Origin of the sequence: Serratia sp. Nf2, from assembly GCF_003028435.1 — a bacterium.
Taxonomy (GTDB): domain Bacteria; phylum Pseudomonadota; class Gammaproteobacteria; order Enterobacterales; family Enterobacteriaceae; genus Serratia; species Serratia marcescens_L.
Genome location: NZ_PYTW01000018.1, coordinates 1 through 11,117 on the forward strand (window position 1 = coordinate 1; position 11,117 = coordinate 11,117).

General features: G+C 49.9%; 11 protein-coding genes and 2 pseudogenes. 6 read left to right on the plus strand and 7 right to left on the minus strand.

Annotation, left to right across the window (positions count from 1 at the left end):
• The 4 genes from C9411_RS24865 to C9411_RS24880 all read right to left on the minus strand — a co-directional run.
• On the minus strand, window positions 1–287 hold a 287-nt coding region (locus C9411_RS24865; protein ID WP_146158896.1), incomplete at its 3' end, for an MFS transporter.
• 11 nt (window positions 288–298) lie between these two features.
• A complete protein-coding gene (locus C9411_RS24870) occupies window positions 299–1,060 on the minus strand; it encodes an ABC transporter ATP-binding protein (RefSeq protein WP_107228121.1) in 762 nt (253 codons plus the stop codon).
• A complete protein-coding gene (locus C9411_RS24875) occupies window positions 1,060–2,097 on the minus strand; it encodes an iron ABC transporter permease (RefSeq protein ID WP_107228122.1) in 1,038 nt (345 codons plus the stop codon). Before C9411_RS24875 ends, C9411_RS24870 begins: the two co-directional genes overlap by 1 nt.
• A complete protein-coding gene (locus tag C9411_RS24880) occupies window positions 2,097–3,095 on the minus strand; it encodes an ABC transporter substrate-binding protein (RefSeq protein WP_107228123.1) in 999 nt (332 codons plus the stop codon). Before C9411_RS24880 ends, C9411_RS24875 begins: the two co-directional genes overlap by 1 nt.
• A 376-nt stretch (window positions 3,096–3,471) precedes the next feature.
• On the opposite strand from C9411_RS24880, the gene C9411_RS24885 reads away from it, so the two are divergent.
• Together C9411_RS24885 and C9411_RS24890 are read left to right on the plus strand one after the other, a co-directional pair.
• Window positions 3,472–4,671 (plus strand): MFS transporter, encoded by a 1,200-nt coding sequence (locus C9411_RS24885; RefSeq protein ID WP_107228130.1) that lies wholly within the window; start codon window positions 3,472–3,474, stop codon window positions 4,669–4,671.
• A gap of 255 nt (window positions 4,672–4,926) precedes the next feature.
• Entirely contained in the window at window positions 4,927–5,469 is a 543-nt protein-coding gene (locus tag C9411_RS24890) for a GNAT family N-acetyltransferase (protein WP_107228124.1), read from the plus strand.
• 340 nt (window positions 5,470–5,809) lie between these two features.
• On the opposite strand, the gene C9411_RS24895 is transcribed toward C9411_RS24890, so the two are convergent.
• Entirely contained in the window at window positions 5,810–6,253 is a 444-nt protein-coding gene (locus C9411_RS24895; RefSeq protein WP_107228131.1) for a VOC family protein, read from the minus strand.
• Window positions 6,254–6,531: 278 nt separating this feature from the next.
• On the opposite strand from C9411_RS24895, the gene C9411_RS24900 reads away from it, so the two are divergent.
• The 3 genes from C9411_RS24900 to C9411_RS24910 all read left to right on the plus strand — a co-directional run bounded on the left by C9411_RS24900 (window position 6,532) and on the right by C9411_RS24910 (window position 9,487).
• Window positions 6,532–7,323 (plus strand): alpha/beta fold hydrolase, encoded by a 792-nt coding sequence (locus C9411_RS24900; protein WP_107228125.1) that lies wholly within the window; start codon window positions 6,532–6,534, stop codon window positions 7,321–7,323.
• Window positions 7,324–7,400: 77 nt separating this feature from the next.
• The gene (locus C9411_RS24905) at window positions 7,401–8,078 is read left to right on the plus strand and encodes a heavy metal response regulator transcription factor (protein WP_107228126.1); all 678 of its coding nucleotides are present in this window, start codon (window positions 7,401–7,403) and stop codon (window positions 8,076–8,078) included.
• On the plus strand, window positions 8,075–9,487 hold the full coding sequence (locus tag C9411_RS24910) for a heavy metal sensor histidine kinase (protein WP_107228127.1): 1,413 nt from the start codon (window positions 8,075–8,077) through the stop codon (window positions 9,485–9,487). The genes C9411_RS24905 and C9411_RS24910 overlap by 4 nt, the downstream gene beginning before the upstream one ends.
• 93 nt (window positions 9,488–9,580) lie before the next feature.
• Here the strand turns inward: C9411_RS24910 and C9411_RS24915 are convergent.
• Window positions 9,581–9,760 (minus strand): annotated as a pseudogene (locus tag C9411_RS24915) (acetyl-CoA hydrolase/transferase C-terminal domain-containing protein); the annotation flags it as partial.
• 362 nt (window positions 9,761–10,122) lie between these two features.
• Entirely contained in the window at window positions 10,123–10,704 is a 582-nt protein-coding gene (gene rsxA / locus C9411_RS24920) for an electron transport complex subunit RsxA (RefSeq protein ID WP_107228129.1), read from the minus strand.
• Between the two features lie 138 nt (window positions 10,705–10,842).
• Here rsxA and C9411_RS24925 point away from each other — a divergent pair.
• A pseudogene (locus C9411_RS24925) lies at window positions 10,843–11,117 on the plus strand (MFS transporter); the annotation flags it as partial.

Below are 11,117 nucleotides of genomic sequence, written 5' to 3' on the forward strand. Positions count from 1 at the left end.
GCCAGCAGCAGATAGCCTACAACACGAACAATGCAGCCGCACAGGATGATAACCTTTGCGCCGTACCGGTCAGAAAGTGCGCCGCCGAGGATGAACATCCCTTGCTGCGAGAAGGTACGCAATCCGAGAACCAATCCGATGATGGCACCGGAGAGCCGCATGTCGTCGCGCAAAAATATCGCCAGAAAGGGGACAACCGCGTAAAAACCGATGTTAAAAACAAACTGGCTGCCCAGTAAAACGGACGGCTGAAGCGTCGTGGCCGGACGCAGGGAGAAAAGAGACATGCCGTCGCATCCTAAACGATAAAATGAATGTGCTTTTTACCATGGAAGCGGGAGATCTCGATTTTCGTTTTCACCCGAAAGACATCCCAGAGCAACGCTTCCGACAAAATATCCTCGGGGGTCCCGGTGGCGATGATTTGCCCGCCCTGCATTACAATCAGCGAATCACAGAACATCGCTGCGTGATTGAGATCGTGAATGGCCACAATGCTGGTGACGGGTAACTCGCTGATCAACTGCATTAGCTGCATTTGATGGTGAATATCCAGATGGTTGGTCGGTTCGTCCAGCAGGATCTCGCTGGGCGTCTGCGCCAGCGCACGAGCAATGTGTACCCGCTGGCGTTCCCCACCGGAGAGACTCAGCCAGCCTTGAGCGCTTTTTTCCAGCATGTCCACTCTTTGCAGGGCGCCAGTGACGGTCTCATCATCGTGCGCGCTCCAGTTCGAAAAAGCGGAGTGATGAGGAATACGCCCGAGCTTGACCACGTCGCGAACGCGCATGTTGGCCTCGGTCATGCCATGCTGCTCAACGAAGGCTACCCGGCGGGCAAGCCGCTTTTTGGCAATACGTGCAATGTCTTGCCCGTCCAGCGTCACGCGGCCGGCATCCGGGCGACGCAGGCCCGCGAGGATACGCAAAAGCGAAGATTTACCGCAGCCATTGGGGCCAAGCAGCCCCACGGTTTCACCGCGAGAAACGCTCAGCGAGACACCATTGACGATGACCTTTTTGCCTACCTTCCAGGTAATGTTGTCAGCGGAGATACTCATCACTTATTCCTTGAACGGTAAATAATCACGGCAAAGAAAGGCACGCCGACCAGCGCAGTCACCACGCCGACCGGCAGACTTTGTGGCGCAATCAGCAGACGCGAGGCAATGTCGGCCAGCACCATCAGAATAGCGCCCGCCAACGCGCTGGCAATCAGCAATGTCCGGTGCAGCGGGCCAAAAAAGAAACGCATCACATGCGGAACCACCAGTCCCACGAAACCGATAGACCCCGCCATACTGACGATGGTCGCGGTGATGAGCGCGGTGACGGTAAAAAGAATCAGACGCACCCGGGGAACCGCGATGCCGAGCGATGCGGCAGCATCTTCACCGAAAGTAAATGCATCCAGCGCCTGGGAATAGTAAAGGCATACGGCAAGCCCTATCACCACCACCGCCAGCACAAGCTGGAATTCAGGCCATCGTACGCCGCTGAAGCTGCCCAAAAGCCAGAACATCACATCACGCGCCTGCTGCGCGCTGGCTGACGTGCTGATGGTGTAAGCGGTAATCGCATTGAAGAGCTGGGAAGCCGCAACACCAGCCAGAATAGTGCGTTCATTTCCGCCGCGCGCGCCGTTGGTCAGAAAAGCGACAAAGGCAAAGGCGGCAAACGCACCGGCAAAAGCGCCCACAGAAAGAGAGACGGCTCCGGTGCCTATGCCCATAACCACGACGGAAACCGCTCCCGTCGATGCTCCGGCAGAAACGCCGAGCACATAAGGCTCGGCCAGCGCATTTTTCAGCAAGCTTTGCAAAACGGCGCCGCAAATAGCTAACCCGGCGCCGCTGCATGCCGCCACCAGTGCACGGCTCAGACGGAAATCCCAAATCACGCTTTCATGGATGCGACTGAGCGGCATTTCAGTCAGCCCTATTTTATTGCTGATGGCATAAAAGACGCTTTGCAGCGGGATCGAAAGCTCCCCCAGGCTCACGCCAAGCGCGATCACCAGGAATAACAGCGCCACGGCGAGCAAGATCGTGAAGCTCCGAAACAGCCTCTTGCGTGGCTGAAGAACGGCGGTCGTCATCAGTTCAGTCCCAGTTTTCTGAGTTGTTCGCCCACCTGTTCAGCACCGTAGAGCGTCCTGATTGTCGGGTTCATCGCCTGGCCGTCCATCACCACGATATGACCTTTTTTCACTGCGTCCAGTTGGCTGACGGCCGGATCGCTTTTTAGGAATTTGATTTTTTCCGCCGCGTTGTCAAGCGCCCAACGATTACGATCCAGACTGGAGACCACGATTACATCCGGATTCGCCGCGATAATGCTTTCCCAACTCACCGTCGGCCACTCTGTCTCGGAAGTGATGGCGTTATGCCCGCCCAGCACGTTCGCGATAAATCCGGATGCGCTGTTTTTCCCTCCTACATAGGCGTCAGCTGAGGGGGATGAGCTCGAGAACCAAAAGACAAAGGAGAGATCCTTCTTGTTTTTACCGAATTCCTGGCGCAGATTCGCTTCACGCTTTTTGAAATCGGTAATAACGGCCCGGCCGCGATCTTCAACGTTAAAAATGTTGGCGAGATCGGCAATTTCTTTATAGAGATAGGTCATATCCCACAGCTTTTGGCGGCTGCCATACATATCGCCGGTGGCTTTTTTGGTGGCGCACATGCCCGGTGACACGTAGCTGTTCACGCCCAGGGTCATCAGATCTTCACGTTTGGCGACCTTGCTTTCAGACCCCAGCAACAGCGGTGACTGAGCCGGAACGAAGTCTGGATTTTGCGCAAGCACGGATTCAAGGGTAGGGATTTCTACCGTCAGCGTCTTGATTTTCGCATTCTGTTCAGCCAACTGTGGTAACACCTTGGTCGGCCAAAATGCACTGGCGATGACCTTGTCTTGCAGGCCCAGCAGGAGCAAAATCTCAACGGTATTTTGCCCCAGTGCCACCACGCGTTCAGGTGCTTGGGAAAATGTCTCTTTATACCCACAGTTTTCGATGGTTAAAGGATAGGTGGTTGCCAGAGCAGAACTGACCGATGCAAACGTTATACCCAACGCGCAGATGACCTTTTTCATTAGCTATCCTTCATTAAAATTGTTTTCGAAAACCCGGGGTGTTTTTTGAATGAAAATGAAACTCATTACTGAAGCGGGGTTTTATACAATGGCCAATATAGAGTGTCAATGAGATATGATTCCGTAACGTTATAGTAACTTTTGCAATCATAGATGGAATCACGAGAGGCGTTGTGTTGAGGGGCTGAAGCTTGGTGGAAGAGAGGGCGTTTTCTCGTATGAAGATAAAAATCAATTGCCAGACAAGAATGAAAGATGAAGGATGAATCTATTTACCGGGATTGGCTGGATAGCCGCTTTGTAACTCCTTCAAGACGGTATTTTATTTCACGATCTCTTGTTGAAATGCGGACTGATGATGCAAAAAACAAAATGTGTGTCTCTTCGTTCACTACAGGCATTGTGCCTAACAAGTTTTTTCATCGCTGATGTTCGTGACGGACTGGGACCTTTTCTGGGGATCTTCCTGACGCAACATCACTGGCAGCCGGATGATATTGGGCTGCTAATGACCGTTGGCGGAATCGCAGGGTTGCTGACGACACTCCCTGCGGGAGTCATCACCGACAAATCCAGTCGTAAGAGATTGCTTCTGGCTCTGCTCTGTCTCGTCATTACTACGGCGACACTTCTGCTATGGTTCACTCATGGAAATGCCATGGTCGCGTTATTGCTCATTATCAGCGGAATAAGCGCATCTTTTGTTGGGCCACTCATGACGGGTATAACACTGGGTCTGACAGGGCAACATGGATTCAACGCCCAAGTGGGGAAAAATGAAGCATTTAACCATGCAGGTAACTTTTTAACTGCGTTGATTGCCGGGGGGCTTGCCTGGTTCTGGGGCGTTGGGGGGATTTTTATACTCATGGCGTGCACGACATTGTTAACGCTACTTGCACTGATGGCCATACGCAGCGGTGATATAGACAACAACGCGGCACGAGGACTGGAATCTCCGACTCAACAACACGTACCTGATTTCAGTGTGCTCTTCAAAAACTCGGCACTTTTGGTTACAGGGTTGACGCTGTTATTGTTCCATCTGGCAAATGCAGCGTTGCTGCCGATGCTCAGCATGAGGATCGCCTCTACTCCTGGTTCTATTAACCCGGGTTTGTATGCCGCAGCCACTATAATTATTTCCCAGGTAGTGATGATCCCGGTAGCAGTTCAGATTTCGGGACAGATAGAGAAGTATGGGTACTGGCGATTGATTATGCTGGCGCTACTGATAATGCCTGTGCGTGCTGCTCTGGCAGCAACTACCGGAGATCCTATTATGATGATACCGGTGCAAATTCTTGACGGACTGGCCGCGGGCATTCTGGGTGTGGCAGTACCAAGCTTCATCGTATCTCTGCTGCGCGGAAGCGGGCATGTCAATGCCGGTCAGAGCGTAGTGATGCTTATGCAGGGAGCCGGAGCGTCAATGAGTCCGGCATTGACGGGGATGATAGCTGGTCGGTACTCTTTTTCAGTGGCGTTCGGTGTCCTCAGCATTATCGCCATGGCGGCACTGCTTATCTGGTGGCGATATACCCCCGTGCTCTCTGCACTAAATAAGGTAGAATAGGCGGTGAGGTACACACTCGCCTCGGGATCATAAATCCTACGTCTATATGTAGGATCATGGTTTCTTTCTGAAAGGATAGCCATGACCAATATTGATGTGGGCATTCCATTTTGAATCGCACATTCTCGATGATGATGTTGTTTTGCGACGCCAGTTACCTCAGCATGAAAATGTTATCTAGGCGAATTTGGCGTTATCTCAGGGGGTGTGCTTGTTTAAAATACGTAAATACTCGTTAGAAGATATAGGGGACCCATGATAGTTACTACGACACCACGACTCATTATTCGGGCATTCAATGACAAAGATGCCTCTGCACTATTCGATTACCTGTCATCGCCGCGTACTCCTTGCTTTCAGGACGAAAAGTTAAATTCACTGGAAGAGGCAAAAGATGAAGTTCGCAAAAGAGCACGCGATGCCAGCCAGTTTGCTGTATGCCTCAAAGAGAATGATAGGGTTATTGGACACCTCTTCGCAGACAATGCGGAAGAGCCAGATCGAAATACTTGGTCAGTAGGTTGGCATTTTAATCAGCGCTATGAAGGCATGGGTTATGCTACGGAATCCGTTACGGCCCTGTTTAATTATTTGTTTTCTGAAAAACAAGCCCGACGTCTTTATGCCTATGTTGAAGACTATAATTTTGGTTCTCAGAGGCTTTGTGATCGTCTTCATATGCGACAGGAAGGGTGTTTTAAAGAATTCGTCGCGTTTAGAACGGAAGAGGGTGAGGAAAGATACGACAATACTTTTGTTTACGCGATTCTGAGAAAAGATTGGAAGTCAAATGGATAGAGCAAAGGTAGAGGTGCTCCGCACTCAAAGATCTGCCTTTGGTCGGACGCTAATTTAAAGAGTCTGGACAGCGTTAGATACCATAAGACCGGCTACAATGTCGAGCAGGCATTGTGTATCGGCACCGGTGTGATGCCCTGCATCGCAGGGGCGTGAAGTTACTCAACTGAAGCAGGGTTAAAACACCCATCCTTTGCTTTCATTGAATGCCTGACATCATAATACTGTTGTTTTTCGTGGATATGGATTGCGACGAAGGCGGAGCGGAGTCCCTATCCATAGGGCAATCCCGGTAAAACCTTAATGCGACAGTTTTTCATGCGTCACTGCACGCTGACTGTTATATACCCTTGGCTGATTCCATGAGTTCAAGTGTCTGCCCATCAGGGCTTTGCACGTATATCACACGGGTACCGAGTAACGGGCCCGAGGTTATTTCTTGAGGGTGTCCGGGGGCTAACCATCCGTATGAGGCTATTTTTCCCAATAGTGAATTGAGATCTTCAACCTTTAATGCCAAATGAGCATAGCCTGGAATGTATGGTGGATGAGTTTCTTCTGGTAATACAATGTTTTTGTACTGCAATAATTCAATTCTGACATCAGCTAGTTCAACTAAAGCCATACGGACAATGGCCCCCCTCGCCCCTGTTACTTCATCAATAATTGAGCCAGACATGTTACCTTCACGAATGAGTTTTCCGCCTAGCACGTCAGTCCAGAAGTGCACGGATACTTCAATGTCTCTGACTGAAAATCCTACATGGTCAGCGCATATTATCATCAGTGTTTCCCATTTGGTTATACCTGAATATAGTGTGTATAAGGTCATGTTAGTAATTTCATGTATATGCGTTATGTGCGGTTATGGGGGAGGAATGATATCTAAACGGTAATATGGACTAGTGCGTCCAGTTTCAGACATAGCGTGACCTTTCCCACAATTGCTAGAAGACTTCTGCAAGCCTGTCATCCTGTCATTTTTTCGTAATCATCTGGTCAGTCTTTTATTTGTGCTGCCTGAATACAATACGCTGACTTCATTTAGCTGAGGATTCGACCATGAAATTACATCGCCTGCTTATTATTTCCTTGCTCGCTCTTAACGGCCTTGGGAGCGCAACGGCTCATGCAGCGGTGGGAGTGCAGAAAGAAAGCGACTCTCAAGCAGAGATAAAAAATATTGTGCTGGTTCACGGGCTGTTTGCCGATGGCTCCAGTTGGGATAAGGTCATCCCGATACTTCAGGCAAGAGGTCTGAACGTGACTTCAGTACAAAACCCGACGACTTCGCTGGATGATGATGTCGCCGCGGTCAAACGCACTCTTGCGCAGCAAAATGGCGCGGTTATTCTGGTGGCTCACTCCTATGGCGGGATGGTCATCAGCCAGGCGGGTAACGATCCTAAAGTCAAAGGGTTGGTGTATATCGCTGCTCGAGCACCCGCCGCTAACGAAGATTATCCGGCATTGACTAAACGGTTTCCCCCGGCCCCGGCTTCTACAGGCATTGTGTGGCAGGATAATTTTGCCAAATTAACCGAGTCGGCATTCCTGCATGACTTTGCAGGCGATCTCCCGGAAAGTCAGGCCAAAGCGCTTTACGCTGTTCAGCAGCCGATGGGAAAAGCGATCACGACTGCCAGAACGACTGAGGCCGCTTGGCAATTCAAGCCAACCTATTATGCCGTATCAACAGAGGATCGGACCATCAATACAGATCTTGAGCGGTTTATGGCGAAACGAATTCATGCCGATACCATTGAGCTGAAAGCCAGTCACGTTTCAATGATTTCTCAACCTGAAGCGGTAGCCAATCTGATCATGAAAGCGGCGCATGTAGATGGCAACTGACCGTTTTTCCTCTCATAATGACTAAGGATGGGCGCCATAGGCGCCCCTTTCTGTTCTCAACTGAGGACCGTTAGCCTTTGAAAATCTTAATCATCGAAGACGAAATCAAAACGGCTGATTATTTACGCCAGGGTCTCAACGAAGTCGGCTATACGGCAGATCTTGCGTCTGACGGCGTCGACGGCCTGCATTTAGCCAGAGAAAACACTTATGATTTGATCCTGCTCGACGTCATGCTGCCGGAAATGAGCGGATGGGTCGTGATGGAACGCCTGCGCGCATTTAGCCAGACGCCGGTCCTTTTCCTGAGTGCGAGGGGAACGCTGGAAGATCGCCTACGCGGCTTGGGGCTGGGAGCGGATGAATACTTAGTCAAGCCTTTCTCATACGCGGAATTGCTTGCCCGCATACGCATCATTTTGCGACGCGGGAAGCCGCCGTCAGAATCGGAAGAGGTGTTATCGCTGGCCGATCTGGTGCTGGATGTAGTGAAATTCCGTTGTGAACGCGGAGGGCGTAAAATCACTTTGACGAGCAAAGAGTTCAAGTTATTGGTGTGTTTTCTGCAGCATCAGGGACAAGTATTATCACGCACGTTTCTGGCTTCACGCGTCTGGGACATGAATTTTGACAGCGATACCAACGTCGTTGATGTGGCAGTTAGGCGCCTGCGGCAAAAGGTCGATGAGCCCTTCGATACCCAACTGATACATACCGTTTATGGCGTTGGTTACAGATGTGAGGTGGAGGCTTGAAACGTATCTCGCTGACCGCACGTCTGACGACGATGCTGGCGTCATTTTCTTTTTTCGCATTAATTATGATGGGCGGCGCGCTTTATTTTGCGCTGGAACATCAACTGACACTTCGTGATGATGCGGCACTTGTTTCACGGGTAGATCAAATCAGTACGTTGCTAAAGGATCTCGATGCCCGTAAGTTAATCAACGAGAAACCACATCTTTTCGCTAATATGCTGGGCAACACCGAGTCCCTGCTCATCATCCGCTATGTTAATGGGCCCACGTTGCTCCAGGTTAATCCTCTGGAGCGTGAGATTCCTACTGTTAAACCTGTGCCGGAAGGCCAGCGTCTGACACTGGCAGCGGTACATCATTCTGCGATGCCGGATGGTACGCCACTCATTTACATGGCGAAGATGAGTCCGTCCTCAGGTGGGCTGATGCCGTTGGAGATAATCTCTGCACGTATATTAACCGACCGGGCTCGTGTACTGCAGATGTATCGCAATAACATCATACTCTTCGCTGCGATGATGGCGGTGGTTTCGGGAGGGCTGGCATACCTTTTTGCACGTCGCGGTGTTTCACCTTTGCACCGACTGGCTAATAGAATGAATGACATAAGTACCCGTACGCTCTCATCAAGGCTTGCTAACGACGATGCGCCCAGAGAACTGGACCTATTAATTGAACAAGTCAATGCCATGTTGGAAAGGCTTGAAAACGGTTTTGAGCAGCTTAAACAGGTTAGCGCCGATATGGCGCACGATTTACGCACCCCTATAACGGTATTGCTGGGGCAAACGGAAGTTGGCCTCAGTATGCCGCGGGACGATGCCTATTACCACCGGTTATTGGGATCCAACTTTGAAGAGCTTCAACGTCTGTCGCGCATGATTGATAATATGCTTTTTCTGGCTCAGGCGGAGCAACCAGGGCTGGTAATTAATCGAGCCAAACTTGATGTTGCTACAAGTATGAAGCAGATAAGCGACTATTTTGAAGATCTGGCCGCTGAGAAAAATATTCGGATAAACACCGTCGGGCAAGGTGGTACGGTTTATGCTGATTCCCTCCTATTTCGTCGCGCGCTGGCGAATCTCCTGTCCAATGCCGTTAAGCATGCCGTTCCGGCCAGTGAAATTATCCTTTCTGCCTCTCCATTTCCCGGTGGCATATCGGTTAACGTTACCAACAGGGGAGAAGCGATTCCGCAACAACAACAGGAAAAAATATTTGACCGTTTCTATCGTGCGGACCCTTCACGTCACAATTCTGCCGAGGCCAGCGGGCTAGGATTGGCTATCGTCAGATCGATAATGCAACTGCATCAGGGAACGTGCCGGGTTGGTAGCGAGTATGGAACTACCACGTTCGGGTTGTGCTTTCCTGATGCGCCCACGACAGATCGCAATGTCTGACCTTGTCCGCACATTACCCACTTCTACTCCACCTGGTGCAACCGGTTATTTTGTGACGATGAAGTGCGTATCGATGCGCGGCGTCGTGACCTAGCCATCCAAGCTTGGTACGATACGTGAGATGGTGCCTTTGCCTACGGTCGAGCGCGTAGCAATCACAGAGCGTCCTCTTTTTGAAGCATACGTACTCCTGACAAAATCAAGTTGTCCCCCTGAGGCGCTGTACTGATGCCCAAGCATGTGTTCGGAGTTGCATACGCTCGTAAGGTCTACGGGACCTTTTGTCATGGCAAGTATGTAGTCACAACTGAAGGTGTGCCTACTAGCAGGACAAACAACATAATACTGCCAATCGAAATTACTGAAGCCAAATCTTCATTCATACCCTACTTCCCAGTTGGACGTTTTTTGTCACAGCGAACTCTATTGGTTTAATATTTGTTGATAATGTAGAACAAGAATATTGCTAAAAGACCCCATGAGTGCGGCTTAGAGAAGTCATTCATATGCTCTAAAGTATTACAGGGGTATCTCGTGGATAGTAATTAATGGTGACAAGTTAAAGTGGGATTGTAGAAAGGCTTTAGGAGCACCTCAAATCATCAACCTCTGTCTATGCAGAATGGTGGCAAGTTTCAGGACTCAACCAAGCCTGCAAAACCCATAAATGCCAGTGACATCAGCCCTGCGGTGATAAGTGAAATCGATGCCCCTTTAAATGGAGCTGGCACATTTGCAACAGATAGGCGTTCTCGCATCGCTGCAAAGAAAACCATCACTACAGAAAATCCTACTGAAGCGCCAAAACCATAAATAGCTGCTTGCATAAAAGTATGGTTGAGGTTTCCACTAATCAAGGGTACTGCGAGTACAGCGCAGTTTGTTGTGATAAGCGGAAGAAAAATCCCCAATAAACGGTAAAGCGTTGGACTGGTTTTACGCATCATCATTTCTGTGAACTGAACAATCACAGCGCTCACCAAGATATAAACCAGAATTCGCAGATAGGTTAGGTTCAGAGGGATAAGCATTAGATGGTTGGCCAGCCAGGCAAGAATTGACACCGATGTGATAACAAACGTTGTAGCCAAGCCCATCCCGATAGCCATTTCAATGTTACGTGAAGCTCCAAGAAACGGGCACAACCCTAGAAACTTAACTAGCACAAAATTGTTGACTAGGACAGTGCCTAGGAAAAGAAGCGCATATTCAGACATAACATTCCTCGAAACAAATTGAAACATATGATTGCGTACCGCGTCTGCAGTTTCAACCCCAAAAAAAGTGCAACAACACCCAACAACAAGCGTGTATGGTGAAAAGCACATTCATTTTTTCGTTCAGGATGCGACGGCATGTCTCTTTTCTCCCTTCGTCCTGACACAACGCTGCGGCTGCCCGTTTTATTGGGCAGCCAATTTGCTTTCAATATCGGTTTTTATGCGGTCATCCCCTTCATGGCGATATTCCTTCACGACAATATGCGGCTTTCCGGCGCCATTATCCGATTGGTTATCGGGTTGCGTACCTTCATGTTTATCCTCGGTGTCACACTCTCTGACCTGTACGGCGCAAAGCGCGTTATCCTTTGGGGCTGCATGATCCGAGTTGCGGGGTATCTATTGCTAGA